This is a genomic window from Pseudomonas sp. BN414 (assembly GCF_029871275.1).
In the GTDB taxonomy this organism is placed as follows: domain Bacteria; phylum Pseudomonadota; class Gammaproteobacteria; order Pseudomonadales; family Pseudomonadaceae; genus Metapseudomonas; species Metapseudomonas resinovorans_C.
Map to the genome: position 1 here is coordinate 107,237 of NZ_SSOL01000028.1, position 26,919 is coordinate 134,155.

The 26,919-nt window shown below is 64.5% G+C and carries 22 protein-coding genes; 9 read left to right on the forward strand and 13 right to left on the reverse strand.

Annotated features, from left to right (window positions below):
• The first annotated feature begins 37 nt into the window (after positions 1–37).
• The 3 genes from E8E95_RS03975 to E8E95_RS03985 all read left to right on the forward strand — a co-directional run bounded on the left by E8E95_RS03975 (position 38) and on the right by E8E95_RS03985 (position 2,673).
• The gene (locus E8E95_RS03975; RefSeq protein WP_280348274.1) at positions 38–793 is read left to right on the forward strand and encodes a transporter substrate-binding domain-containing protein; all 756 of its coding nucleotides are present in this window, start codon (positions 38–40) and stop codon (positions 791–793) included.
• 84 nt (positions 794–877) lie between these two features.
• Positions 878–1,738: an HDOD domain-containing protein gene (locus tag E8E95_RS03980; RefSeq protein ID WP_280348276.1), complete on the forward strand. Its 861-nt coding sequence runs from the start codon at positions 878–880 to the stop codon at positions 1,736–1,738.
• A gap of 44 nt (positions 1,739–1,782) precedes the next feature.
• Positions 1,783–2,673, forward strand: a complete 891-nt coding sequence (locus E8E95_RS03985; protein ID WP_280348278.1) for a hypothetical protein — start codon at positions 1,783–1,785, stop codon at positions 2,671–2,673.
• A gap of 37 nt (positions 2,674–2,710) precedes the next feature.
• Here the strand turns inward: E8E95_RS03985 and E8E95_RS03990 are convergent, their stop codons facing one another.
• The gene (locus tag E8E95_RS03990; RefSeq protein ID WP_280348280.1) at positions 2,711–2,944 is read right to left on the reverse strand and encodes a DUF1127 domain-containing protein; all 234 of its coding nucleotides are present in this window, start codon (positions 2,942–2,944) and stop codon (positions 2,711–2,713) included.
• Between the two features lie 187 nt (positions 2,945–3,131).
• Here E8E95_RS03990 and E8E95_RS03995 point away from each other — a divergent pair, with 187 nt between their 5' ends.
• Together E8E95_RS03995 and E8E95_RS04000 are read left to right on the forward strand one after the other, a co-directional pair.
• Positions 3,132–4,547 carry a PLP-dependent aminotransferase family protein gene (locus E8E95_RS03995; RefSeq protein ID WP_280348282.1) on the forward strand — a complete coding sequence of 472 codons (1,416 nt, stop codon included), beginning with the start codon at positions 3,132–3,134 and terminating at the stop codon, positions 4,545–4,547.
• 240 nt (positions 4,548–4,787) lie between these two features.
• Complete coding sequence (locus E8E95_RS04000) at positions 4,788–5,237, forward strand: transposase (RefSeq protein WP_348532569.1); 450 nt, start codon at positions 4,788–4,790, stop codon at positions 5,235–5,237.
• Positions 5,238–5,323: 86 nt separating this feature from the next.
• Here E8E95_RS04000 and yccS read toward each other — a convergent pair whose 3' ends face one another.
• Positions 5,324–7,501 carry a YccS family putative transporter gene (yccS, locus tag E8E95_RS04005; protein ID WP_280348286.1) on the reverse strand — a complete coding sequence of 726 codons (2,178 nt, stop codon included), beginning with the start codon at positions 7,499–7,501 and terminating at the stop codon, positions 5,324–5,326.
• A gap of 227 nt (positions 7,502–7,728) precedes the next feature.
• On the opposite strand from yccS, the gene E8E95_RS04010 reads away from it, so the two are divergent.
• Positions 7,729–8,496 carry a transporter substrate-binding domain-containing protein gene (locus tag E8E95_RS04010; RefSeq protein WP_280348288.1) on the forward strand — a complete coding sequence of 256 codons (768 nt, stop codon included), beginning with the start codon at positions 7,729–7,731 and terminating at the stop codon, positions 8,494–8,496.
• Between the two features lie 166 nt (positions 8,497–8,662).
• On the opposite strand, the gene dbpA is transcribed toward E8E95_RS04010, so the two are convergent.
• On the reverse strand, positions 8,663–10,042 hold the full coding sequence (dbpA, locus tag E8E95_RS04015) for an ATP-dependent RNA helicase DbpA (protein ID WP_280348290.1): 1,380 nt from the start codon (positions 10,040–10,042) through the stop codon (positions 8,663–8,665).
• Positions 10,043–10,102: 60 nt separating this feature from the next.
• Positions 10,103–11,518 carry a multidrug transporter subunit MdtD gene (gene mdtD / locus E8E95_RS04020; protein ID WP_280348292.1) on the reverse strand — a complete coding sequence of 472 codons (1,416 nt, stop codon included), beginning with the start codon at positions 11,516–11,518 and terminating at the stop codon, positions 10,103–10,105.
• A 151-nt stretch (positions 11,519–11,669) separates the two neighbouring features.
• On the opposite strand from mdtD, the gene torT reads away from it, so the two are divergent.
• On the forward strand, positions 11,670–12,701 hold the full coding sequence (torT, locus tag E8E95_RS04025; RefSeq protein ID WP_280348294.1) for a TMAO reductase system periplasmic protein TorT: 1,032 nt from the start codon (positions 11,670–11,672) through the stop codon (positions 12,699–12,701).
• Positions 12,702–12,943: 242 nt separating this feature from the next.
• On the opposite strand, the gene betA is transcribed toward torT, so the two are convergent.
• The 3 genes from betA to betI (E8E95_RS04040) form a co-directional block, all read right to left on the reverse strand.
• Positions 12,944–14,632, reverse strand: coding sequence for a choline dehydrogenase (gene betA, locus E8E95_RS04030; RefSeq protein WP_179058442.1), 1,689 nt, complete (start codon positions 14,630–14,632; stop codon positions 12,944–12,946).
• A gap of 101 nt (positions 14,633–14,733) precedes the next feature.
• Entirely contained in the window at positions 14,734–16,206 is a 1,473-nt protein-coding gene (gene betB / locus E8E95_RS04035; RefSeq protein WP_077524234.1) for a betaine-aldehyde dehydrogenase, read from the reverse strand.
• Between the two features lie 43 nt (positions 16,207–16,249).
• Positions 16,250–16,843 carry a transcriptional regulator BetI gene (gene betI, locus E8E95_RS04040; protein WP_280348298.1) on the reverse strand — a complete coding sequence of 198 codons (594 nt, stop codon included), beginning with the start codon at positions 16,841–16,843 and terminating at the stop codon, positions 16,250–16,252.
• Between the two features lie 285 nt (positions 16,844–17,128).
• Here betI (E8E95_RS04040) and E8E95_RS04045 point away from each other — a divergent pair, with 285 nt between their 5' ends.
• The gene (locus tag E8E95_RS04045; RefSeq protein ID WP_280348300.1) at positions 17,129–18,673 is read left to right on the forward strand and encodes a BCCT family transporter; all 1,545 of its coding nucleotides are present in this window, start codon (positions 17,129–17,131) and stop codon (positions 18,671–18,673) included.
• Between the two features lie 85 nt (positions 18,674–18,758).
• On the opposite strand, the gene betI (E8E95_RS04050) is transcribed toward E8E95_RS04045, so the two are convergent.
• From betI (E8E95_RS04050) to E8E95_RS04075, 6 genes are all read right to left on the reverse strand, one after another.
• Positions 18,759–19,439, reverse strand: a complete 681-nt coding sequence (gene betI, locus E8E95_RS04050) for a transcriptional regulator BetI (protein WP_280348302.1) — start codon at positions 19,437–19,439, stop codon at positions 18,759–18,761.
• Positions 19,440–19,703: 264 nt separating this feature from the next.
• The gene (locus E8E95_RS04055) at positions 19,704–20,561 is read right to left on the reverse strand and encodes a glycine betaine ABC transporter substrate-binding protein (protein WP_280348304.1); all 858 of its coding nucleotides are present in this window, start codon (positions 20,559–20,561) and stop codon (positions 19,704–19,706) included.
• 149 nt (positions 20,562–20,710) lie between these two features.
• Entirely contained in the window at positions 20,711–21,655 is a 945-nt protein-coding gene (locus E8E95_RS04060; RefSeq protein WP_280348306.1) for a choline ABC transporter substrate-binding protein, read from the reverse strand.
• Positions 21,656–21,690: 35 nt separating this feature from the next.
• The gene (locus E8E95_RS04065) at positions 21,691–22,578 is read right to left on the reverse strand and encodes a proline/glycine betaine ABC transporter permease (RefSeq protein WP_179058435.1); all 888 of its coding nucleotides are present in this window, start codon (positions 22,576–22,578) and stop codon (positions 21,691–21,693) included.
• A gap of 2 nt (positions 22,579–22,580) precedes the next feature.
• The gene (locus E8E95_RS04070) at positions 22,581–23,777 is read right to left on the reverse strand and encodes a glycine betaine/L-proline ABC transporter ATP-binding protein (protein WP_077520410.1); all 1,197 of its coding nucleotides are present in this window, start codon (positions 23,775–23,777) and stop codon (positions 22,581–22,583) included.
• A gap of 414 nt (positions 23,778–24,191) precedes the next feature.
• Positions 24,192–25,148 carry a choline ABC transporter substrate-binding protein gene (locus tag E8E95_RS04075; protein ID WP_280348308.1) on the reverse strand — a complete coding sequence of 319 codons (957 nt, stop codon included), beginning with the start codon at positions 25,146–25,148 and terminating at the stop codon, positions 24,192–24,194.
• 416 nt (positions 25,149–25,564) lie between these two features.
• Here E8E95_RS04075 and E8E95_RS04080 point away from each other — a divergent pair.
• Positions 25,565–26,919 (forward strand): L-serine ammonia-lyase (locus E8E95_RS04080; RefSeq protein WP_280348310.1); only part of this gene is annotated, 1,355 nt, incomplete at its 3' end.

Below are 26,919 nucleotides of genomic sequence, written 5' to 3' on the forward strand. Positions count from 1 at the left end.
TAGGCTGTGAAGTAGCAGCAGACCGAGGCCCGCGGACATGCGTCCGAGTTTCCGCACCCTCTGCGTCATTCTCTGGGTGCTGGGCCTGGTCCCCTTCGCCAATGGCCGCGAATTGCTCGCGGTCGGTACTGAATTCCCCGGTCTCTATGTTCTCGATGCCAAAGGAGTCCCCAGCGGCTTGGGCATCGATGTGATGCGCGCGATCGCCAAGGACCTGGGCGATCAGGTGCGCTTCGAAAGCTACCCTTGGGCCCGCGCCCAGAAGCTCGTGGAAGAGGGGCGCGCCGATGTGCTGATCGGCCCTTACCGCACGGCCGCGCGGGAGTTGCGCTTCCAGTTCGCCGAACCCGGTTTCTATCGCGACAGCGTGGTGTTCTACGCGCGCAGTGACTCGCCGGTGACCTGGGACGGCACCCTGGCCAGCCTGAAGGGGAAACGCATCGCGATCATTCACGGTTGGATCTATGGTGAGCGCTTCGAGGCCATGCGCGGCCAGCTCGATCAGCACGTAACGCCCTCGGTGGAATTGGCGTTCAGGCTTCTGATGGCGGGCCGGGCCGATCTCGTCGCCAGCAACGAACGGGATTCCCGTCCGCGCATCGACGAGCTGGGTATCGACGCTCAGGTGCGCAAGCTCACGCCGGTGATCGATACCCAGGTCGGTTACTTCGCGCTGCCCAGGGGTGAATCCCACCGACAACTGCGTGACGATATCGGTCGCGTGCTGAAGAAGATGCGTGCCGATGGTCGGCTGAAGAAGCTCGCCAAGCCTTACGGCGTGCCACTCCCCTGAGCAATCTGTCCGATTGCAGACGTTTTCCCATGGGCGCCGTGATGGCGTGTGGCTACACTGCGCCCACAAAAAAAGGGGAGAACCGTGTTGAGCGCAGCAGAGTCGGATTACTCGATCTACCGCAAGGTGGTCACGCAGCTGATGAATGGCGAAGAACAACTGCCCAGCCTGCCGATGATCACCCTGGACATCCGCCGCGCCCTGGCCGACCCGAACGTCTCCGTCGCCCGGTTGAAGCAGGTCATCAGCAAGGACCCGGCGCTCAGCGCACTGCTGATGAAGCATGCCTCCAGCATCATGTTCCGTTCCAGCGCGCCACCGCGGACGCTGGAGGATGTGATTCGCCTGCTCGGCTTGCAGGAGGTGGACCGCATCACCCTGATCCACAGCCTGAAAAGCCTCTTCACCCTCCACAGCGCCGCCCACAAGCAGCTGTTCATCGGCGTCTGGGGACGCCTCACGCGCCACGCGGCGATCAGCGCGGTACTTGCCCGCCCCCTGGGCTTCACCTCGCCGGACCATGCAATGCTGGCCAGCCTGCTCTGCGATGTCGGCGATCTGGCGGTGCTCTCCGCTTTCAAGGACGCCAGCCAGGTCCCGAGCCCGGAGGTCTACACACGTCTCTGCCAGGAATACGGCCAGTCCCTGAGTGTGATCGTGCTGAAGAAATGGGCCGTGGATCAGAGCTACATCGACGTCGTGCGCAGCGTCAGGCAGTGGGACGCCGACACGGGCGGCCGGCTCGGCCTGGTCGATCTGGTCAACCTGGGGCTCTTCCATGCCCTGCGCGACGACGGCCGACCGGCGCGCTTGCCAGCCATCGAACAACTGGCCGCCTATCGCAAGCTGGCGCCTCCGCTGAATGCCCTGGACGCCGACGGCGGCCTGGCCCTGGTGTCCGCCCATCAGGATGCGATCCAGCGCATGGCCAGCCTGCTGCGCTAAAGGGCGCACCTATACTCTGGCGTACCGCTCCGCCGGGGTGAGCCATGCGCCGACTCTCGTTGCTGTGCCTCAGTTTGTGCCTGTGCTGGGCCAGCACCGTCGCGGCCGCCGAGCAATGGCGGGTGGCGGTGGCCGAAGTGCCCGGATTGGCCGAGGCGGATGGCAGCGGCCCCCTGCTGGACCTGGTTCGCGCCCTCGACCAACAACTTCCGGACATCGACTTCGACCTGCAGATCATCCCATTCGCCCGCACCTTTCACCTGCTGCAGAACGGTGAGTGCGAATTCCAGGTGCCCTTTCTCGGCAACCTGCCACGTCTGCCGGCTGGATTGCGCTACGGCTCGGGCCAGCTCTGGGAGGTGCGCTTCGGCCTGTTCACGCGGCGCGCCAACAGCCTGAACGTGGCCCAACTGCTCGACCCGGCCCATGTCCTCAGCGCCGAGCGATTGGCCGCCAGCGGCCTCGATGCCGGGCAACAGGCACAGTTGCAGCCCCTGCTGGGGTACAGCTGGCGCGTCGATGAACTGCAGGAACAGCTCGCCTCGCCGGTCGTGACACCGGCCCTGCGCAGCCTGGCGTTTCCTTACCAGGTCGAGACGGATCGTGCCCATGCGCCCTGGCTGGGTTTTCCGGCGCTGTCCGGCAACAGCATCGAGGGCAGCCTGCAGAAGCTGGTGCGCGGGCGCATCGACGGCTACGTCTTCGCCGTGAACGAGACGGAACACGAAATCGATCGCCTGGGCCTGCGTGAACAACTGCGTGCCCAGGACTTCGGTCTCTATCCTGTGCGCTGGCTGGTGCCGGACAACCCGCGTGGCAAGTACGTGGACAAGCGACTGGCCGAAGGCTTGCGCAAGCTCCAGGCACAATCCGGCTTCCAGGGTCTGCAAGCGCCGTTGAACAAGCCTTCTCGCGACTGGAAGCCCTGGCCCTGACGGACGCGCAACATCGGGTCGAACTCGTGTCCGGCGTTCAGACTTTCCAGAAGGGTTTGAGGGCCTCTTCCAGCGCTTGTTCGCGGGTCAGTCCGATGTCCCGCAGGGCGTGGTCATCCAGCTCAAGCAGCTTGTGGCGCGTGTGCAGGCGCATCCAGAAACGGTCCCAGCGGTTGCCCGACAGGGCCGGTGCCAGGGATACAGGCGTGCGCTGCTCCTGTTCCAGTTCCCGTGCGTGGAGAGTCAGGCGTACATCGCTCAGGCCGTTCATCATTGCGTTCCTCATGCCCTGTGGTGGATCGGGGTGGGAACATGATGACCGTCGGGAATTTCTCAATACAGATTCACGATCTGTATATTTTCTTCATACAGATTGCGTGGTTTTCTATCTGAATCCTTGGTTCAGCACCCATCTGTAATGGTCCTGCTGTGTGTTCGCTCCGATTCGGGAGACTGTCATGAAGCTCTACATCAAGCTGGCCGAAACCCTCGGTGAACGCATCGAACAGGGCTATTACCGCCCCGGCGACCGCCTGCCGTCGGTACGCGCCCTGAGCCTGGAGCACGGCGTGAGCCTGAGCACGGTGCAGCAGGCCTACCGGATTCTCGAGGACGGTGGCTTGGCCGAACCCAGGCCGAAGTCCGGCTACTTCGTCCCGCCACGTCGGCAGACACCCGCGTTGCCGGCGATGAGCCGGGCGCCGCAGCGGCCGGTGGATGTCTCGCAGTGGAACGACGTGCTCGACCTGATCAAGCGCAGCGCCAAGGACAACGTCCTGCAGCTCGGCCGTGGCATGCCGGACATCACCAGTCCGACCTTGAAACCGTTGCTGCGCAGCCTCGGCCAGATCAGCCGGCGCCAGGACGGCAGCGGCCTCTACTACGACAGCATCTACGGCACCGAAGCGTTGCGCGAACAGGTGGCGCGCCTGGCGCTGGATTCCGGCTGCCAGATCCCCGCCAGCGATATCGTCATCACCACCGGATGCCATGAAGCGCTGTCGGTGGCGATCCGCTCCACCTGCGAGCCGGGGGACATCGTCGCGGTGGATTCGCCGAGCTTCCACGGCGCCATGCAGACCTTGAAGGGCTTCGGCATGAAGGCCCTGGAACTGCCCACGGACCCGCTCAACGGCATCAGCCTGGAAGCACTGGAAATGGCCCTGGAACAGTGGCCGATCAAGCTGATCCAGCTCACCCCGAACTGCAACAATCCGCTGGGCTACATCATGCCGGAGGCACGCAAGCGCGCCCTGGTCACCCTGGCCCAGCGCTACGACGTGCCGATCCTCGAAGACGATGTGTACGGCGACCTCGCCTACCAATACCCGCGCCCGCGCACCATCAAGTCCTTCGACGATGACGGCCGCGTGCTGCTCTGCAGTTCCTTCTCCAAGACCGTGGCACCGGGTATCCGCGTCGGCTGGATCGCTCCCGGTCGCTACCTCGACCGGGTGCTGCACATGAAATACATCTCCACCGGTGCTACGGCGACCCAGCCGCAGCTGGCGCTGGCCGAGTTCATCGGCAAGGGCCATTACGAACCCCACCTGCGGCGCATGCGCAGCCAGTACCAGCACAGCCGCGACCAGATGATCGACTGGGTGATGCGCTACTTCCCCGAAGGCACCCGCGCCAGCCGACCCCAGGGCAGCTTCATGCTGTGGGTGGAACTGCCAGAGGATTTCGACACCCTGCGCCTGAACCGCGCTTTGCTGCCCAAAGGTGTACAGATCGCCGCCGGCAGCATCTTCTCCGCCTCCGGCAAGTATCGGAACTGCCTGCGGATGAACTACTCCTCCAAACCGACCCCGGCCATCGAAGCGGCGGTGCGGAAGGTGGGGGAGACGATCAGCGAGTTGATGGGGGAGTAAAGGATGGGCGGACCGCTTTTTTGTGGGGGCGAATTCATTCGCTAAACAGACCGAAGATCTGCCTTGTGATCTGCGTGGGGCTGCTGCGCAGCCCTCAGCGAATGAATTCGCCCCCACAGGGATGAGTGCAGCATCGGCAACTTCCTCGGCCTGGATCATCCCTTTCGCCACTGCGTGGCAGCCCAGATCCGGCTGCCTGGGCCATAGAGTCATTGCCTTCAGAACAAGAGGGCAATGGACATGCCGAGTGACGACCTCCTCAAGGGCCGCGTTTCACGCGTTGGCCAGATCTACCACATCACCACCACGACCAACGACCGCCGGCCCCTGTTCCGGGACTTCGATTGCGCACGTATTGCCGTTGCCGAGTTGCGCCGGCTGCATGATCAGAATGTGGTGAGCTCGCTCGCCTGGGTGCTGATGCCGGACCACCTGCATTGGTTGCTCCAGCTCAACGGGCCGATTGGATTGTCCAACGTGGTCAAGGTATTCAAAGGGCGTTCGGCCCGTCAGTTGGGCTTCTGCGTTGAAACCGGTGGAGGCGTCTGGCAACCGGGATTTCACGACCACGCTCTGCGCAGCGAAGAGGACATCCGCCAGGTCGCTCGCTACATCGTCGCCAACCCATTGCGGGCTGGCCTGGTAGAGCAGGTAGGCGATTACCCGTTCTGGGATGCGCAGTGGCTCTAAAAATTGAGGTTCGGGAATCGGACACTGGGGGCGGCTTCGCCGCCCAAAGCGATTGAAATCGCCCCCACAAAGAATCTGCCCCGCTGCTACGCCACCTTCCCCTCATTCAACAAATGCGCCGCCAGCGTCCTCAACGCCCCCAACTGGCGGCAGATCAGCCCCAGTTCGGTCTGCACCAGGCGGGGGCGGTCGTCCATGTCTTCGGGCAGCTGCTCCAGGGTCTTGGCGAGGGCATCCTCCTCGTCGCGATGGATGCTGATCGGGCGGCGGTCGGTCAGGCCCTGGGCGATGCAGTCCAGGCTCTCGGCAATCTGTTCGGCGGCTTCGTTGATCGTCGGGGTCAGGGCTTCGCCGGGGGTCTCGCTGCGGTGCGCGCCGAGCGCGGAGAGGTAGCTGAGCAGGGTGTGTGAGAGCACCAGGAAGCGGAACCCGATGTCCGCTTCCTTCCGGAAGTGGCCCGGCTCCATGAGCATGTTGGAGAGGGTGGTGGACAGCGCCGCGTCGGCGTTGTGGGCGTTGCGCCGGGCCAGGCGATAGGCCAGGTCGTCGCGCTTGCCAATAGCGTACTGCTGCATGATCTGCCGCAGGTAGCGACTGTTGCAGGCAAGGGTGTTGGCCACCACCTGGTTGAGCCGGCGACCCTGCCAGTCGGGCAGGATGAAGATCACCGCCAGGCCGGCGATCAGCGCGCCCAGCAAGGTGTCCACCAGACGCGGCAGGAACAGGCCGTAGCTGTCACCAATCTGGTTGAAGCAGAACAGCACCATCAGGGTGATCGCGGCGGTCGCCAAGGTGTAGCGGGTGGCGCGGTTGGCGAAGAAGATCACCCCGGCGACCACCGCGAAGACCGATTGCACCAGGGCGCTGGGGAACAGGTCGAACAGCGCCCAGCCCAGCGCCAGGCCGAGCAGCGTGCCGATGATCCGCTGGACCAGCTTGCGTCGCGTCGCACCGAAGTTGGGCTGGCAGACGAACACCGTGGTCAGCAGGATCCAATAGCCCTGCTCGGGGTGGATCAGGTGCAGCATGCCGTAACCGGCGGTCAAGGCCACGGCCATACGCAGCGCGTGGCGGAACACCAGGGACGTCGGTGTGAGGTTCTGCCTGAGGCGTTCGAAGACGTCCTTCAGTCCCTTTGGCGAGCGGTCCAGCAGGCTGGCGTCCTGGGCTTCGGCGAGGGCATCGGGATTGCTGGCATCGATGAGCAGGCGGTCAAGGGTGCCGAGATTGCGCGCCAGCGCGTTGAGCGAGCGCAGCAGGCCGCGCCAGGCCGGGTTGCTCTGGATGCGCAGGTGTTCCAGGGATTTGTTCAGGTCTTCCAGGGCCTGGGCGCCATCCAGGTAGTCGAAGGGCCGGCGCATCTGGATCGCACGCCCCAGCGCCTGGCAGGCACCGCCTTGCTGGCGCAGCAGGCGCTGGCAGCGGAACAGCACGTCGCTGTGGAAGAAGGCTTCGGCCAGTTCGTTGTAGGCGTAGTGGGAGGAACTGGCGCGCTCGTGGATGTCCTGCGCCAGGAAGTACAGCTTGAGGTAGCGGCTGACCTTGGGACCGGGCCGACCATTGCCGACCCGGTGCAGGATGATGTCCTTGGTCGCGTTCAGTGCCGCCACCACCTTGCCGTTCTGCCGTGCCAGTTCCAGCCGGCGGGCTTCCACGTCGAGTTGGCGCACTGGCTCCAGGAGCGCTGATTTCAACTTGAGGTACTGCCCCAGCTCGCGGAATAGCCTGGCGAGGCTCTGCTGCACCGGCTGGTGGGTGAAGAGCGCCTGCCAGAGCACCGAGAGCAGGCCGTACCAGGCGGCGCCGGCCACCAGCAGGGCGGGTTCCTGCCAGAGATCGGTGAGCGCGCCACCGCGCTGGTCGACGCCGATCATGGTGTAGATGGAGAGGATCAATGTTGCCGACGCGATAGTGGCGTAGCGCTCGCCAAGGGCGCCGAGCATGGTCAGGCCGAAGCTGGCCAGGGCCAGGGCGCTGACGAAGACCCAGGGATAGGGGAACAGCAGCTCCACTGACAGCGAGGCGACGCTGAAGCAGCCGAGGGTTACCAGCAGCGCCGTCAGGCGACCCTGCCAGCTGTCATCGGTTTCAGCGAGGGCGCTGGCGATGATGCCGAGGAAGAGTGGAATCAGCAGGTCCAGGCGGTCCTGCTGCCAGCACAGCGCCATGCTCCCGGTAAGGGCGACGAAGACGCGCAGGCTGTAGCTGAACTTGTCCAGCGCCCAGAGGCGGCGCAGCGTTTCATTGAATCGGGTCGAGGGCATAGGGGCCTTGTGGGCGAATGTCCGGGTACGGCTGTGCTGCCGCGTACAGCCTAAGGGCAGCGGGTGACGCTGTCAGCCACCCTGTCGCATTCGATGCTGGCGCGCGGCGCGAGTCACATTGCGGGGTTGTGGAACGAGGTACGGGCGTACCTCATATCTGGTCGCTGCGGCAATTTTCGTGCAGTCTTGGCTACCTGCCGGCCAGACCTGTTCTCGGATGCCTTCGCATGAGACGACGCTGTGGTTTTGCCTTCTTCGCCCTGCTGCTCGCCGCCGCGAGCACTCCCGCTGAAACCTTGCGCATGGCTGCCGATGTCTGGCCGCCCTTCACCGATGCCAGCCTGCCGGGCAATGGTCTTGCGACCGAACTGGTAAGCACCGCGCTAAAGCGCGCCGGCCACCGCCCCGAGTTCGTCCAGGTGCCATGGGCTCGCGCCCTGCGCGGGGTTCAGGTCGGCGATTACGATCTGATCGTCAACGCCTGGTACAGCGATGAACGAGCCGGCTACGGCCAGTTCTCCAGCCCCTACCTGACCAATCGCATCCTCTTCCTCAAGCGCAAGGGCAGCGATGTCCTGTTCCAGGCGCCGGCCGATCTGCAAAACAGCAGCATTGCCGTGGTACGCGGCTACAGCTACCTGCCGAGCTTCGATGCCGACGCGGGCCTGAACAAGGTGCCGGTGAAGGACTTCCAGATGGGGGCGCGGATGCTGGCGGCCGGACGCGTGCAGCTGACCCTGGAAGACGAGCTGGTGGCGCGGTTCTATCTCAGCCGCGAGCTTGCGGGCATTCGCGAGCGGTTGGAATTCCTGGCCCGGCCGCTCAGCGAGAACGGCCTGCATATCCTGGTGCGCCGCAGCCATCCACGGCATCGGCAGTTGGTGGAGGAGTTCGACCAGGCGATGCAGGGGATGCGCAAAGACGGGACTTATCAGGCCATCTTCGCCCGCCATGGGTTACCTGCCCCCGAAAGGACCTGCTGCGCGTCGGAATAACTACGTTGCGAATGGCTTCGGATTTGTCATTTACAGCTCGTAAACTCCGCATCCTCAGCCACGACGCGCTGCGCTTGCCCTGCGGGCCTGCCTTCGGCAGTTACTCCGCTTCGCTACGTTTCGCGCCTTGTTCTTCTCTAGCTCGCGAGGTCCTGGGTCTGAGCCTTTAGAGGATGCGGACCTTGTAGGTACGCCCCTTGATCTTCCCTTCACTGAGGCGCTTGAGCGCCTGCTTGGCGATGCCGCGCTCGACCGCGACGAAGGCCTGGAAGTCAAAGACGGCGATCTTGCCGACCTGGCTGCCGGGAATCCCCGCTTCACCGGTGAGGGCACCGACGATGTCACCGGGGCGCAGCTTCTCCTTGCGGCCGCCATTTATGCATAGGGTGGCCATGGGCGGCAGCAGGGGATCGCGGTTCTTCACGATCAGCTCATCGATGCGCTGCCAGTTGAGCGGCGATTGCTGCAGGTCTTCGATGGCCTGGGCGCGGTTGGCTTCGGCCGGTGCCACCAGGCTCAGGGCCAGGCCTTTCTCGCCGGCGCGGCCACTGCGGCCGACCCGGTGGATATGCACTTCCGGGTCCCGGGACAGTTCGACGTTGATCACCGCTTCCAGGCCGGCGATGTCCAGGCCACGAGCGGCGACGTCGGTGGCCACCAGCACGCTGCAGCTCTGGTTGGCGAATAGCGCCAGCACCTGGTCGCGCTCGCGCTGTTCCAGGTCGCCATGTAGTGATTGAGCAGAAACGCCGTTGTCGCGCAGGTGGGCTTCAAGCTCCTGGCATTGCTGACGGGTGTGGCAGAACGCGACGCAGGATTGCGGGCGGTTGCTTTGCAGCAGGCGCAGCACGGCGTCCATGCGCTGGCGCGGGTCGATTTCGTAGAAGCGCTGCTCGATCTGGCTGTCGTCGTGCAGGGCCTCCACCTTCACCTGCTGCGGTTCGCGCATGAAGGTCTTGGCCAGCTGGGCGATGCCGGCCGGGTAGGTGGCGGAGAACAGCAGAGTCTGCCGGCGCGCCGGGAGCTGGCCGATGATGTCGGCAATGCTGTCGTAGAAGCCCATGTCGAGCATGCGGTCGGCTTCGTCCAGCACCAGGGTGTTGAGACCGTCGAGTACCAGGGTGCCCTTGCGCAGGTGCTCCTGGACCCGGCCGGGGGTGCCGACGATGACGTGGGCGCCGTGCTCCAGCGAGCCCACCTGGGGGCCGAACGGAACGCCGCCGCAGAGCGTCAGCACCTTGATGTTGCCGTGGCCACGGGCCAGGCGGCGGACTTCCTTGGTCACCTGGTCGGCCAGCTCGCGGGTGGGGCAGAGCACCAGCGCCTGGCAGCCGAAGTAGCGCGGGTTGAGCGGCTCCAGCAGGCCGATCCCGAAAGCGGCGGTCTTGCCACTGCCGGTCTTGGCCTGGGCGATCAGGTCCTGGCCCTTGAGGATCAGCGGCAGGGCCTGGGCCTGGATCGGCGTCATGTCGCGGTAGCCCAGGGTCTCCAGGTTGGCCAGGGTGGCCTCGGAGAGGGACAGGGAGGAGAAGGCGGTGGTGGTCACGGGACGGGCCTGGAAGTCGAAATGGCGCGCAGTTTAGCAGGCTCCTGCGCGCCTCCCCCGTCACTCGTCGATATCGCTGTGCACCCGGCGCACGGCGCGGCCGCTGTCCGCCGGCAACTGGAAGAAGATCGCCGCTGCCAGCAGGGTCAGCACGCCGACGCACAGGTAGGTGGCCTGGAAGGCCTCCAGCACGCTGGGCGCATCGGGTTTGCCGAAGCCGCCGAGCAGCGCCGCCGCCACCGCCACACCGAGGCTCATGGACAGCTGCATCACCACCGAGAGCAGGCTGTTGCCGCTGCTGGCCTGGTGGTCGTCCAGGTCCAGCAGGGTGACGGTATTCATCGCGGTGAACTGCATCGAGTTCACCGCGCCCAGCGCACCCAGGTGCAGGAGCAGCAGTGGATAGGGGGTATTGGCGTCGATCAGCGACAGGCTGGCGATCATCATGCCCAGCAGCACCGTGTTGCCGAGCAGCAGGCGGCGATAGCCGAGGCGATCGAGCAAGGGCTTGGCCACGGGTTTCGCGGCCATGGCTGCGAGCGCCAGGGGGATCATGGTCATTCCCGCCTGGGCCGGTGGATAACCCAGCGCCACCTGCAACAGCAGCGGCGTGAGGAAGGGCAGGGCGCCGCTGCCCAGACGCGAGAAGAGGTTGCCGAGGATGCCCGCGGCGAAGGTCCGGGTGCGAAACAGTGATGGCGCGAACAGCGGCCGTTCGACCTGCACCGCATGCAGCCAGTAGACAGCGAGGCAGGCCAGGCCGCCGAGCAGCAGGAGCATCACCCGCACGTGGGGCAGTTGAAGTTCGCCCAGGCCTTCCAGGGCGATGGTGATCAGCACCATGGCGGTGCCGAAGAGCAGGAAACCGATCAGGTCGAGGCGCACCGGCCCGCTACCGCGCAGGTCGGGCATAAAGCGCCAGGCGGCGAAACCACCGATCAGGCCAACTGGGATATTGATCAGGAAGATCCAGTGCCAGCTGGCGTATTCCACCAGCCAGCCGCCCAGCGTCGGGCCGATGAGCGGGCCAAGCAGGCCGGGCAGGGTGATGAAGCTCATGATCCGCACCAGTTCCGTGCGGGGATAGGCACGCAACACCACCAGCCGTCCCACCGGCATCATCAGCGCGCCGCCGAGGCCTTGCACCACCCGTGCGCCCACCAGTTGCGGCAGGGTGGCGGACAGGGCGCAGAACAACGAGCCCAGACTGAACAGCAGTACTGCACCAAAGAACACGCGGCGTGTGCCGAAACGGTCGGCGATCCAGCCGGAGGCCGGAATCAGCAGGGCCACGGTGAGCATGTAGGCGATGACCACCGACTGCATGCGCAGCGGGTCCTCAGCCAGGTCGCGGGCCATGGCGGGCAGGGCGGTATTGAGGATGGTGCCGTCGAGAGCCTGCATGAAGAAGGCCACCGCGACCAGCCAGGGCAGCATGCGGGCGGTGCGGGCATCGAGGGAGACGGGCTCGGCCATGTCGATCCTTGCGTATGGGACCCTGCGCACTTTAGGCGCCGGCCGGCCCTGTTTCCAGCCGGTCACATTTGGACCAAGGAGAGCTGGCGCCCGGCTGCCAGGCTTGCCACTATCCATACCCCACTGTTCCTGCCATGGAAGGGATGTCCCCATGCGGACCCTCTGTGCCCTGCTGTTGAGCTGGCTGAGCGCGACCTCCTGCGTCGCGGCGGAGTGGTTTCCGTTGCAGGTCGAGGTGGATGGACGCGATGCCAGCTACCGGCCGCTCACCAGCGCGAGCAAGCCCTGGCGCATCTGCGCCCTGCTGCCCCATGGCATGGATCGTTACTGGTGGGGCGTGGCCTGGGGGCTGGACGAGGAAGCGCAGCGCCAGGGCGTGCAGCTTGGCGTGTACGAGGCCGGCGGCTACCAGTATCCCGATATGCAGCGTGCGCAACTTACCCGCTGCGGCCAGCTTGCCGCCGATGCCTATGTGATTGCCGCCATCAGCGCCAAGGGGCTCTGCGACGAGATCGCCCTGCTGCATCGCGACAAGGTGCCGGTGGTCGACCTGATCAATCGCATCGACTGCCCGGGCATCACCGCCCGAGCCCAGGTGGATTTCGCCGATATGGCCAAGGCGGCCATGACCTACATCCGTGAACACAGTGGCGGGCGCCCGGTGCGCGTGGGCTGGTTGCCCGGTCCTGAGGATGCCGGCTGGGTCGCTGATGCCGAGCGAGGCCTGATGGAGTTCGGTTCGCAGGGCGGGGTGACCCTGATAGCGGGTGGATATGGCCCGGTGGACCGTTCCACCCAGGCCACTCTGGTGCGCCAGCTGCTGGCCCGTGAGCCGGAGCTGGATTACATCCTCGGCAACGCCGAAGCCGCCGCCTTCGCCGGGCAGCTGGTGCGTTCAGCGGGCAGTCGCTACAAGGCGCAGGTGGTATCGCTCTATGCCACCGAGCGGGTCCTTGAGGCCATCACCGATGGCTCCGTGCTGGCCTCACCCACGGATTCGCCGGTGCTCCAGGCGCGGGTCGCGGTGGACCTGGCCATACGCGCGCTGGAAGGTAAGCAGTCGCCGCAGCGTGTCAGCCCGCGAATCGAGGTGATCGACCGGGACAACCTCCAGCGCTTCGATATCAGCCACCTGATGCCTCCCAGCGGGCACTGGATGATCCGGCAGGATTTGCCGGAGTAGGGCGCAGGATGTCGTTGTTGTAGGGGCGAATTCATTCGCCAAGCAGGCCGAAGGTCTGCCCTGAAGTATGCCGGGGCGACTGCGTCACCCTTTGGCGAATGAATTCGCCCCCACAGTCGTAGGTTGGGTAGAGGAACGAAACCCAACAAGCGGAGTGTCGGGCTGCGCGCCTGTCTGCTGGACGCCCATCGTTGGGTTTACCTACAACGGCCCCCGGGGGCCGTTGCGTTCAGACTGCCGTCTTACAGCTTGCGAACCGGCGTGCCGCGCACCGGCTTGGCGCCGGCCACGTAGTAGTCGGCGGTGCTGCGCGGCAGCGGCTTGCGGCCACGGATTCGGTCAGCGATCTTCTCGGCGATCATGATGGTGGTCGCGTTGAGGTTGCCGGTGATGATCTCCGGCATGATCGACGCGTCCACCACCCTCAGGCCTTCCATGCCATGCACGCGACCCTGGCCGTCCACCACCGCCATGTCGTCGGTGCCCATCTTGCAGGAGCAGGACGGGTGGAAGGCGGTTTCCGCGTGGGTACGGATGAACTCGTCCAGCTCGGCATCGGACTTGAGGTTCGCGCCCGGGCTCAGCTCGCGGCCACGGTACGGGTCAAGCGCCGGCTGGCCCATGATCTCGCGGGTGATGCGGATGCCGTCGCGGAACTCCTGCCAGTCCTGTTCGTGAGCCATGTAGTTGAACAGGATGCTCGGGTGCTGGCGCGGGTCCTTCGACTTCAGGTGGATGCGCCCACGGCTCGGCGAGCGCATGGAGCCCATGTGGGCCTGGAAGCCATGTTCCTTAACCGCATTGCTGCCGTTGTAGTTGATCGCCACCGGCAGGAAGTGGAACTGGATGTTCGGCCACTCGAACTGCTCGCGGGTGCGGATGAAGCCGCCGGCTTCGAACTGGTTGCTGGCGCCGAGGCCCGTGCCGAGGAATAGCCACTGCGCGCCGATGGCCGGCTGATTCCACCATTGCAGGGCTGGGAACAGCGAGACCGGTTCCTTGCAGGCGTACTGCAGGTACAGCTCCAGGTGGTCTTGCAGGTTGGCGCCCACGCCTGGCAGGTCATGTACGACCGGCACGTCGAGATCGCGCAGCAGGGCCGCCGGGCCGACGCCGGAACGTTGCAGCAGTTGCGGCGAAGCGATGGCTCCGCTGCACACCAGCACTTCGCGGCGGGCATGCGCGGTGATCGGCGTGTCGTTGTTGCCCTTCAGGTAGGCGACGCCGATGGCGCGCTTGCCGCTGAACAGGATGCGGTCGGAAAGGGCGTGGGTGACGATGGTCAGGTTGGGACGGTTGCGTGCCTGGTCCAGGTAGCCACGACCGGTGGCGGCACGACGGCCTTCCGGGGTCACGGTACGGTCCATGGGGCCGAAGCCTTCCTGCTGGTAACCGTTGAGGTCGTCGGTACGCGGGAAGCCGGCCTGCACGCCGGCCTCGACCATGGCGTGGAACAGCGGGTTGTTGCCGGTCTTGGGCGTGGTCACGCTCACCGGGCCGTCGCCGCCGTGGAAGTCGTTCGGGCCGATGTCGCGGGTTTCCGCCTTGCGGAAGTAGGGCAGGCAGTCCAGGTAGGTCCAGTCTTCCAGGCCCGGGGCCTTGGCCCAGCCGTCGAAGTCCAGCGCGTTGCCGCGGATGTAGCACATGCCATTGATCAGCGAGGAACCGCCCAGGCCCTTGCCACGGCCGCACTCCATGCGGCGGTTGTTCATGTAGGGTTCCGGATCGGTTTCGTACGCCCAGTTGTAGCGGCGACCTTGCAGCGGATAGGCGAGAGCGGCGGGCATCTGGGTGCGGAAGTCCAGGCGGTAGTCCGGGCCGCCGGCTTCCAGCAGCAGGACGCTGACATCGGCGTCTTCAGTGAGGCGGGTGGCCAGCACGTTGCCGGCGGAACCGGCGCCGACGATGATGTAATCGAATTCTTGGGACATGTGACTTACCTGCTAGAAATCCCGGAGTCACCTCCGGGGCACGGCATCTTGTTCTATGGTGCGGCCCGGTATGCCCCGGGCCGCCTGGGCGCTGGCTCGGGTCAGAACACCGAGTAGTAGTCGCCCATCTCGACCTGTACGGACTTGATGCGGGTGTAGTGGGCCAGGGTGGTCAGGCCGTTCTCGCGGCCTACGCCGGACTGCTTGTAGCCGCCCACCGGCATTTCGGCGGGGGACTCGCCCCAGGTGTTGATCCAGCAGATGCCGGCTTCCAGCTTGTGGATCACGCGGTGGGCGCGGGCCAGGTCGCGGGTGACGACGCCGGCGGCCAGGCCGTACTCGGTGTCGTTGGCGCGGCGGATCACTTCTTCTTCGGTGTCGTACACCAGGATGCTCATCACCGGGCCGAAGATTTCTTCGCGGACGATGGTCATGTCGTCGGTGCAGTCGCTGAATACGGTCGCGGCCACGTAGGCGCCTTTGGCGAATTCACCGTCGGTGACGCGCTCGCCACCGATCAGCAGGCGTGCGCCTTCCTTGCGGCCGGCTTCGATGTAGCCGAGCACGCTTTCCATGTGAGCGAAGCTGGTCAGCGGGCCGAAGTTGGTGTTGGCATCTTCCGGGTTGCCGAGGCGGATGCGCTTCACGCGCTCGACCACCTTGTCCTCGAAGCGGGCTTGCAGGGCACGCGGTACGAACACGCGGGTGCCGTTGGTGCAGACCTGGCCGGAGCTGAAGAAGTTGGCCATGACGGCGATGTCGGCGGCGCGGTCGAGATCGGCGTCTTCGAAGATGATCAGCGGCGACTTGCCGCCCAGTTCCATGGTCACTTCCTTCAGCGAAGAGCTGGAGGCGCTGGCCATCACTTTCTTGCCGGTGGAGGTGCCACCGGTGAAGGAGATCTTCTCGATCAGCGGGTGTTCGGTCAGCCACTGGCCGACTTCACGGCCGCTGCCGGTGAGGACGTTGAAGACGCCATCCGGTACGCCGGCTTCGGTGTAGATCTCGGCCAGTTTCAGGGCGGTCAGCGGGGTGACTTCGCTGGGCTTGAAGATCATCGCGTTGCCGGCGGCCAGGGCCGGGGCGGATTTCCACATGGCGATCTGCACCGGGTAGTTCCAGGCGCCGATACCGGCGACCACGCCCAGCGGCTCGCGGCGGGTGTAGACGAAGCTGGTTTCGCGCAGCGGGATCTGCTCGCCTTCGATGGCGGGGATCAGGCCGGCGTAGTACTCGATCACGTCGGCGCCGGTGACGATGTCCACAGCTTTGGTTTCGGCCAGCGGCTTGCCGGTGTCCAGGGTTTCCAGGGCGGCCAGCTCGTCGTTGCGCTCACGGAGGATGTCCACGGCGCGACGCAGGATGCGCGAGCGCTGCATGGCGGTCATCGCGGCCCAGACTTTCTGGCCTTCGACGGCAGCGGCGACGGCACGCTCGACGTCGTCCTTGCTGGCGCGCTGGACGCTGGCCAGGACTTCACCAGTGGCCGGGTTGATGGTCTCGAAGCTGGCGCCACTGGTGGAGTCGACGTAGCGGCCGCCAATGTAGAGCTTCTGTTCTTCGAATCGGGCCATGGTGGTTGTCCTCTCTAGGTCTTGTAGTCGCAAGGCGGGCGGCTCAGGCCGCCTGCTTGGTCAGTTGTTGATCAAGGAATTCGTAGGCGAGCCGGCGGGCCTGCTCGGTTTCGAAGGCTTCGCCAGAAAGCGCGCCGCGCAGCCAGAGGCCGTCGATCAGGGCGGCCAGGCCACGCGCGGCGGTTCGGGCGCCTTCTACATCGAGTTCGCGGCGGAACTGCCAGCACAGGTTCGAGTAGAGGCGCAGGTCGTTGATGCGCTGCAAACGGCGCAGGGACGGCTGGTGCATGCTGCTTGCCCAGAACGCTAGCCAAGTCTTCATGGCCGGGCCGTTGACCTGGGTCTCGTCGAAGTTGCCGTCGATGATCGAGCGGATGTAGCCGCGCGCACTGTCGTCGCGCATGGCTTCACGGCGCTTGCGTACCGCGTCCTGCAGATCGTTCATGAGGAAGCGCATAGCGGCTTCCAACAGTCCGTTCTTGTCCTGGAAGTAGTGGCTGATGATGCCGTTGGAAACCCCGGCGAGCCGCGCAATGTAGGAAATGCTGGCGTCGCCCATGCCGACCTGGTCCACCGCCTCGAGTGTGGCGTGGATCAGTTGGGTGCGCCGCAGGGGCTGCATTCCGACTTTTGGCATGGGTTTCCTCCGCATCCCGGAACCGTTCCGGACAGGTCGAAAATCAGCCTACTTTATTTTTATTGAACGTTCAAACAACAAAGAATAAGCTGCGCACCATGAAGCGGGATGCGGCAGTTCGCCGCACCTGATTTCAGGCCTTCGGACGGCGGTTGCCACCCGTCGCAGCCGCAGGTGCGGTCTGTCGTTGCGCCCATTGGGCGCCTGCTTTAACTGCCTTGGTATTTCCAGATGAGTGAAGCTCCAACAACAACAAATCACGGGAAGGTGCGCCTGAATCCGGTCGTGTTCTACGGATCCACCGCGCTCATCATGCTGCTCACGGTTGCCTTGATCGTGTTCCCCGAAGACGCCGGCAATGTGCTCGGCAAGGCTCAGGCCTGGTTGTCGCGCAGCTTCGGCTGGTACTACATGCTGGCCATCGGCGCGTACCTGTTCTTCGTCCTCTATGTCGCCTTCTCCCGCTACGGCCAACTGCGCCTGGGCGCCGACGACAGCCGCCCGGACTTCAGCTACGGCGCGTGGGCCGGCATGCTGTTTTCCTCGGGCATCGGCATTTCGCTGCTGTACTTCGCGGCGTCCGAGCCCATCGACCATCTCTACAATCCGCCGGAAGGCGAGCCGGGCAGCCAGTCCGCCGCGCGCCAGGCGTTGCAGCTGACCTTCCTCCACTGGGGCGTGCATGGCTGGGCCATCTATGCGCTGGTGGGCCTGGCGGTTGGCTACTTCGCCTACCGCCACAACAAGCCGCTGGCGCTGCGCTCGGCGCTCTACCCGCTGTTCGGCGAGCGCCGGATGAAGGGTGCGGTGGGTAATGCGGTGGACTGCTTCGGCATCTTCGTGACCCTGCTGGGCCTGGTGACCAACCTCGGTATCGGTTCGCTGCAGGTGTCCTCCGGCCTCGAGTACCTGTTCGGCATGCCCCACAGCCAGGGCGCACTGCTGGCGGTGATCCTGGTGATGAGCGCGGTGGCTACCCTGGCCGCGGTATCCGGGATCGAGAAGGGCATCCGCCGCCTGTCGAACCTGAACATCATCCTGTTCAGCGGCCTGCTGGTATTCGTGCTGCTGGCTGGCCAGACGCTGCACCTGCTCAACGGCTTCGTGCAGAACCTCGGCGACTACCTCAACGGCCTGGTGCTGAAGACGTTCGACCTCTACGTCTACACCGGCCAGTCCGGCAAGAGCGAAGAGTGGATGGGCCTGTGGACCCTGTTCTACTGGGCCTGGTGGATTTCCTGGGCGCCCTTCGTCGGCATGTTCGTGGCCCGTATCTCCCGAGGCCGCACCGTGCGTGAGCTGGTCAGCGGCGTGCTGCTGATCCCGCTGGGCTTCACCCTGGCCTGGCTGTCGGTGTTCGGTAACAGCGCCATCGACCTGGTGATGAACCAGAACGCGGCGGACCTCGGCAAGGCGGCACTGGAGCAGCCAGCGATGTCCATCTACCTGCTGCTGGAGCACTACCCCTGGTCCAAGGCGGTGATCGGCCTGTCGATCTGCGTCGGCTTCGTGCTCTTCCTCACCCCGGCTGACTCCGGCTCGGTGATGCTGGCCAACCTTTCCCGCGAGGAAGGCGACCTGGACGAAGACGCGCCCAACTGGCTGCGCATCTTCTGGTCCGTGGTGGTGACCCTGGCGACCATCGGCCTGCTGTTCGCCGGCAACTTCACCGCGATGCAGACGGTGGTCGTGCTGGCTGGCCTGCCGTTCTCGGTGGTGCTGCTGCTCTACATGTTCGCCCTGCTCAAGCAGATGAAGGCGGATGTCGCGGCGATGGAGCATGCGCCGAAGCCGGCGAAAGTCGTCCAGCTGCGAGGCGAAGCGGCCTGATTGGCCGACAGCCTGAAATGAAAAAGCCCGGTCACTGGACCGGGCTTTTTTGTTGGTGGCTTCGTATTTTCCTGTAGGGGCGATTTCAATCGCCAAGCAGGCCGGAGGTCTGCCCCGGGGTGTTGAGAGGGGCGGCTGCGCCGCCCTTGGCGAATGAATTCGCCCCCACACTGGAGCGTTCGGCCTTGGCCAACTGCTGATCCAGGTACTCGTAGGCGATATGCAGTGCCTGCTCGATATTGAAGCCATCGCCCGACAGGGCGCCGCGCAGCCACAGGCCGTCGATCAGCGCGGCCAGGCCACGGGCAGCGGAGCGCGCCTGGTCCTGGGGCAGGGCACGGCGCAGTTCGCAGCACAGGTTGGAGTAGAGCCGGTGATCGTTGATGCGTTGCAGTCGACGCAGGGAGGGCTGGTGCATGCTCGCCGCCCAGAAGGCCAGCCAGGTCTTCATGGCCGGTCCGCTGACCTGGCTGTCATCGAAGTTCCCGGCGACGATCGCCCGCAGGTGCGCGCGGGGAGTGTCGTCGCGCAGGGTGGCACGGCGCTGGCGCACGGCGCTGCTCAGTGCGGCCATCAGATGGCGCATGGTCGCTTCCAGCAGGCCGTTCTTGTCCTGGAAGTAGTGGCTGATGATGCCGTTGGAGACACCGGCGATGCGGGCGATGTAGGCGATGCTGGCATCGCTGAGGCCTACCTGGTCGACGGCTTCGAGGGTGGCCTGGATCAACTGCGAGCGACGGATCGGCTGCATTCCGACCTTGGGCATCGGGTATTTCCACCATTTTGTGCGGGAATTGGGAGCGCGCAGTCTAGGGGGAAATTGATTGATCGATCAATCGATGGGGTTGATCAAGGTGCATCGGCGGATGGGGAATGCTTTTGTGGGGGCGATTTCAATCGCTATGCAGGCCGAAGGTCTGCCTGAGGAGGGGCAACTGCGTTGCCCAAAGCGAATGAATTCGCCCCCACAAAAAACAGAACGCCCCCGCGGGCGATGGCCGGCGGGGGCGTTCTGGAGCAAGGAGGCTGCTTACTTAAGCCACTCATCCACACGTTGCGGGTTCTTGGCGATCCAGTCCTTGGCGGCGGCTTCCGGTTTGGCACCTTCGCGGATAGCCAGCATCACGGCACCCACTTCTTCGCCGCTCCAGGAGAATTTCTTCAGGAATGCGGTGGCGTCGGCTGCCTTGGCTTCCAGGCCAGGGTTGACCACGGTGTCGACGTGCTCGTCATCGCCATAGACTTTTTTCGGGTCTTCCAGGAAGCGCAGCTTCCATTTGGCGAACATCCAGTGCGGAATCCAGCCGGTCACCACGATCGGCTTCTGCGCTTTCTCGGCGCGGGTCAGGGCGGTGGCCATGGCCGGGCCGGAGCTGGGCATCAGCTTGATGTCGAGGTTGTATTGCTTGATGGCGTCTTCGGTGCGGCGCATCACGCCGGCGCCGGCGTCGATGCCGGTGATCTTGCCGTCGAAGTCGGCCTTGTAGGTGTTCAGGTCCTCGATGGATTTGGCTTGCACGTAGTCAGGGACGATCAGGCCGATCTTGGCGCCCTTGTAGTTGGAACCCAGCACGACGACCTTGTCCTTCAGCTTTTCGAAGTACTCGCCGTGGGTAGCCGGCAGCCAGGCCGAGAGGGTGGCATCCAGGTCGCCACGGGCTACGCCCTGCCACATGATCGCCGGCTCGACGGGCTTCAGTTCGACGCCATAGCCGAGTTTTTCCTTGAGGATTTCGCCCGCGACATAGGAAGCGGCGACGCTGTCGTCCCAACCGTTCACGAAGCCGATCTTCAGGGTGGGTTTATCAGCGGCGTTGACCATGCCCATGCCGAGGGCAAGGGTGGCGACGCCAAGGGTCTTCAGACACAGGGATTTCAACTTGCGCATACGTATTGCTCCATCAGGTGGGATTGGCAGCCAACTACGTGGTCGATGGCCCGTTCTCTGGCGGGTTCGCGACAGTGCCCGTCGTGGCCCGTTGCCGGGCCACGATTGGCGAATTGCAAGGAAACAGGCTCCGGAGCGGAGCCTGGGAATTACAGGCCGATGTGTTTCTTCACGGCAGCGGCGCCGTCCTGGCCGTCATAGGTGGTAACGCCAGCCAGCCACTTGTCGAGCACGGCCGGGTTGGCCTTGAGCCAGCCGGTGGCAACTTTCACCGGGTCTTCCTTCTCGAGGATCTTCTCCATCAGCTGGCTTTCGATCTCGACACTGAACTGCAGGTTGTTCAGCAGTTTGCCGACGTTGGCGCAGCGCTGTTCGTAGTCCGGCGGTACCACGGTGAAGACCTTGGCGGCGCCAAAGTCCGGGCCGAACACATCATCGCCGCCAGCCAGGTAGGTGATGTCGAACTGGGTGTTCATCGGGTGAGGTGCCCACCCCAGGAATACCACCGGTTCCTTCTTCTTAACCGCGCGCTGCACCTGGACCAGCATGCCGGCTTCGGACGACTCGACCATGCGGAATTGACCCAGGTCGAACTGGTTGCCCTTGATCATCTTGTCGATCAGCAGGTTGCCATCGTTACCCGGTTCGATGCCGTAGATCTTGCCGCCCAGTTGGTCCTTGAACTTGGCGATGTCCTGGAAGCTCTTCAGGCCGGCGTCAGCTGCGTAGGTGGGAACCGCCAGGGTGTACTTGGCACCTTCCAGGTTGGGAGTCGGCAGCACCTTCACGCCATTGTCCTTGGTGAAGGGCTCGATCACCGCGTCCATGGAGGGCGCCCAGTAGCCGAGGAAGACGTCGATCTGCTTGTTCTTCACGCCGGTGAAGGCGATGGGCACGGACGCCATGATCTTGCGCGGGGTGTAGCCCAGTCCTTCGGTCAGCACCATGGCCACGCCGGTGGTGGCGGCGATGTCGGCCCAGCCGATCTCGGCGAAACGGACCTGCTTGCAGCTCTGCGGCTCCTGGGCCCAGGCACCCTGGGTCAGCGCGCAGGCCAGCAGGCCCAATGCAGCGACTTTCTTCATTTTTTTCATTAGCGACTCCCTGACATTGAAAAGGTGAAGCGTTCTTAGTGCGCTTGCTGCCGCTGCAGTTTGGCTCCGAGCCGGCCAAAGACACGACCGCGGGTCGTGGTCTGGCGAGTACCGAAGCTTTCGGTGATGCGGTCGAGAATGATCGCCAGCAGTACCACGGCCATGCCGCTTTCGAAGCCCAGGCCGATGTCCAGGCGCTGGATACTGGCGAGTACGTCGTTACCCAGGCCACCGGCGCCGACCATCGACGCGATGATCACCATGGACAGCGCCATCATGATGGTCTGGTTCACGCCGGCCATGATCGACGGCATGGCATTCGGCAGCTGCACTTTGTATAGCAGTTGCCAGCTGTTGCAGCCGAAGGATTGACCGGCCTCGACGATTTCCTTGTTGACCTGGCGGATACCCAGCGCGGTCAGTCGCACCGCCGGCGGCATGGCGAAGATCACCGTGGCGATGATGCCGGGTACGCGGCCGAGGCCGAAGAGCATGGCTGCAGGGATCAGGTAAACGAACGCCGGCATGGTCTGCATGAAGTCCAGGACCGGGCGGATGATCACCGCCACGCGCTCGCTCTTGGCTGCCCAGATGCCCAGCGGAATGCCAAGCAACAGGCTGATCAAGGTGGACGAGAAGGTCAGGCCGAGGGTGACCACGGTCTGCTCCCAGAAGCCGGTCAGCACGATCAGGACCAGCGATGCGGCGGTGAACAGGGCGAACTTGACGCCGATGCGCCAGAGGCCGAGGCCGACGAATACCGCGATCAGTACCCAGGCCGGCGGCCACATCAGGAAGCGTTCGATCAGCTCGGAGAAGCCGCTGACCACGTTGCCGACGCTTTCGAAGGCGCCGCTGTAGTTTTCGAGCAGGTGCTGGACGACGTCATTCACCCAGCTGCCAAGATCCAGTTTCTCGCTCATCGTCATTCTCCCCGCAGGCGGCTCAGCAGGCGGCCTTTGCTGATCGCGCCGCTATAGCGGCCACTCTGGTCGACCACCGGGATCGGCCCCTCGTTGATCACCAGGCGCTGGATGACGCTGTCGAGCGGCAGGTCTTCCGGTACCGGATCGATGTGCTTGAGCAGGCTCTGCTCCAGGTCCAGAGTGCGGCCACCCTCGACCAGGAGCGCGATCTTCTCGAGGCTGATGGAGCCACGGAAGTTGTTCTTCTCGTCGACGATGAAGGCGTAGTGCTTGTCCATGGCCTGCAGCTTCTGGCAGACCGTCTGCGCGTCCGGCGCCTTGCCGTTGTGCACGAACAGCGGAACGCTGTCGGACTTGAGCTGGCCGGCGGTGAGGTAGCGGCTGGTATCGACCGTGTTGAAGAAGTTGCGCACGTAGTCGTTGGCGGGGTTCTCGATGATCTCCTGGGGCGTGCCCACCTGGATCAGCTTGCCGCCTTCCATGATGCCGATGCGCGAACCGATGCGCATGGCTTCCTCGATATCGTGGGACACGAAGATGATGGTGCGGCTGTGCTTCTTCTGCAGGTCCAGCAGCACATCCTGCATCTCGCGACGCTTGAGCGGGTCAAGGGCGGAGAAGGCCTCGTCCATGATGATCATCGACGGGTCCACGGCGAGGGCGCGGGCCAGGCCGACACGCTGCTGCATACCGCCGGAAAGCTCATGGGGGTACTTGTGGGCGAAGCTGGCCAGGCCAACCTGCTCCAGCACTTCCATGGCGCGCTTCTCGCGCTCCTTCTTGCCCTTGCCGGCCACTTCGAGGCCGAAGGCTGCGTTGTCCAGCACGCAGCGCGAGGGCATCAGGGCGAAGGACTGGAACACCATGCTCATGTCCCGACGACGCAGGTCGATCAATTGCGACGTGGGTAGCTTGGCGACGTTCTGCCCATCGATGAACACGTCACCGGCGGTAGGTTCGATCAAACGGTTGATCAAGCGAATCAAGGTCGACTTGCCCGAACCCGACAGGCCCATCAGCACGAAGATTTCACCTTCGTTGACGCTGAAGGACACGTCGCTGACGCCGATCACGGCGCCGCGCTCAGCCAGGATCTTTTCCTTGCTCCAGCCCTGCTTGAGTAAATCGATTGCTTCTTGTGGTTGTTGCCCGAAAACCTTGTAGAGGTTTTGAACCACGATCTTTCCAGACTGCATGGGATATTTCCCCTTCAGTAGACATCCAGGACAGCTACACGGAGCCAGAACCGGCGCTCGACGACGCTCAGCCCGGTGATGCCGACTGTCTTGCCTGTGTGGATAACAATGTTTCGAGAACCTCGCAGCCCTCTGGCAGTGTTACGAAACCCATTCCCTGGGCGGGTTCAGCACCTCGGCCGGAGGTGCGCGTACTTCCGAAATTTCTTATTAGGCCGACCTCTGTTCGGGGGGAGGTCGCCGCTTGTGTTCTTCGGTCCGGAGCGGTGTGCTCGCGGTCTGCCGGTTCACGGGAACCGGCAGCGACGAATCGGGTGACTCAACGATAAAGCCTTGAGGCCTTGGCAATTGTCGGTTTGCGACGTCCATATGTTGCGCGACGACATGGCCTAAGGATATCGCTGGATGCGACGCTTACGGTGCGTTGGCCTGTGTGAGGGCCACCGGTAGAGGGCTGCCGTCGCGCGCCGTAACACCCTGCAGCCAGGCAGCCAGGGTGTCGGGATTGGCCTTCAGCCACGCCTTTGCTTCGCGTCGGCGGTTGGTACTTTGATTCAGTATGGCCTCCATCAGGTGGTTCTCCATGGCCAGGCTGAACTTGAGGTTCTTCAACAGTCGCCCGAGGTTCGGGCACTCCTGGGTCAGGCCCTTGCGCACGTTGGTATAGACGGTCGCGCCGCCGAAGTCGGGGCCGAACACGTCATCGCCCCCGGCCAGGTAATGCATCTGCAACTGGTTGTTCATCGGGTGCGGTTCCCAGCCGAGGAACACCGCCCACTGGTTGAGGTGCTCGGCGCGTTTGACCTGCGAGAGCATGCCGTTCTCGCTCGACTCCACCAGTTTGAATTCGCCGAGGCCGAAAGCGTTCCCCTTGATCATCTTGTCGATCAGCTTGTTGCCGTCATTGCCCGGCTCGATGCCGTAGATCTTCCCACCCAGCTGCTGCTTGAACTTCGCCAGGTCGGCGAAGCTTTTCAGTCCGCCGTCCCAGGCTGCCTGATTCACCGCCAGGGTGTACTTGGCGCCGGTCAGGTTGGCGCCGAGGTTTTCCACCGTGCCCTTTTCCAGGTAGGGGCGGATGTCGTTTTCCATGCTCGGCATCCAGTTGCCGAGGAACACGTCGATCTTGCCTTCGCCAAGGGCCTTGTAGGTGTCAGGCACCGACAGGCGCTTGACCTTGGTGACATAGCCGAGCTCGCTCAGCACATGTCGGGTGACGGCAGTCGTGACGGTGATATCGCTCCAGCCGACGTCGGCGAAGTGCACCGTGGAGCAGCGCTCGGGATCGGCGGCTGCCAGGGTGGCCTGGGTACTGAACAGGGAGATGGCCAGCAGCGATGCTGCCAGCAGGGGAGTGGTGGGTCGAGTCATGGGAGGGGTCCATCCACAGCTGGATTTATTGTCGTTTTCCGGACTCGCGTGGCTGTCGGACTGCTGCAGGCCCCCGCCCCCGGGCGCGGGAATGATGCGGGCCAGACGCATTGCCTGACTACCGACTCGGTCGCACTCAGAACTTATCTGTCGCGGCTAATGCAAGGCAACAGCCACTTTTGGGGGCGCTCTTTTGTGGGGGCGAATTCATTCGCCAAGCAGGCCGAAGGTCTGCCCTGCATAGGTTCAGGGGCAACTGCGTTGCCCTTAGCGAATGAATTCGCCCCCACAGTGTCCAGGTCGATCCGGTGTGCCGCCACGACGTGTTTGGATACGAGCAAGTCGGTGTGGGAAGTCCGCGCTTCGGTGAAATGCCGATCATGTCGCCAAGTGTCATTCCTACCGGAGTTTTACCTGTGGCCATCAGCGTGTTCGACCTGTTCAAGATCGGTATCGGCCCTTCCAGCTCGCACACCGTGGGCCCGATGCGGGCGGCGGCGCTGTTCGCCACGGCACTGCGCGAGCGCGGCCTGCTGGCCCAGGTGACGCGCGTCGAGGTGCGCCTGTACGGCTCGCTGTCGGCCACCGGTGTCGGCCACGGCACCGACCGCGCGACCCTGATCGGGCTGATGGGCGAGTGGCCGGACCGCGTCGACCCGAAGCAGATCGCCCCGCGCATCGAGGCGCTGCGGGAAAGCCGCGAACTGCGGCTCGATGGCAGTCACCCGGTGGCCTTCGACTGGAACCGCGACCTGCTGTTGCTGGACGAGAACCTGCCGTACCACCCCAACGCCATGACCCTGATCGTCGAAGGCGCGGCGGGTGAACTGCACCGCGACACCTACTACTCCATCGGCGGCGGCTTCGTCGTCGACGAGGCCCAGGCGAAGTCCGGCCAGCTGGACCAGGACGCCACCGCACTGCCCTACGACTTCTCCAGCGCCGAAGAGCTGCTGGAGCTTTGCCAGCGCCACAACCTGCGCATCTCCGAGCTGATGCTGGCCAACGAGAAGGCCTGGCGCAGCGAGGCGGAGATTCGTAGCGGGCTGCTGAAACTGTGGGACGCCATGCAGGAATGCGTGACCAACGGCCTCGGTCACGAAGGCATCCTCCCCGGCGGGCTCAATGTGCGCCGGCGCGCGGCGAAGCTGCACCGCAGCCTGCAGGAGCTGGGCAAGCCCAACGTGATCGGCAGCACCATGAGCGCCATGGAATGGGTCAACCTCTACGCCCTGGCGGTGAACGAGGAAAACGCCGCCGGCGGGCGCATGGTCACCGCACCCACCAACGGCGCGGCCGGAATCATCCCGGCGGTGCTGCACTACTACATGCGCTTCAACCCCGAGGCCACCGACGACGACGTGGTGCACTTCTTCCTCGGCGCAGCCGCCGTCGGCATCCTCTGCAAGAAAAACGCCTCGATCTCCGGCGCCGAAGTCGGCTGCCAGGGCGAAGTCGGCTCGGCCTGCGCGATGGCGGCCGCGGGGTTGGCGGAAGTGCTGGGGGCGACCCCGGCGCAGCTGGAGAACGCCGCCGAGATCGGCCTGGAACACAACCTCGGGCTGACCTGCGATCCGGTGGGCGGGCTGGTGCAGGTGCCCTGCATCGAGCGCAACGCGATTGCCGCGGTGAAGGCGATCAACGCGGCGCAGATGGCCCTGCGCGGCGACGGCGAGCACTTCATCTCGCTGGACCAGGTGATCCGCACCATGCGCGACACCGGCGCCGACATGCACGACAAGTACAAGGAAACCTCGCGCGGTGGCCTGGC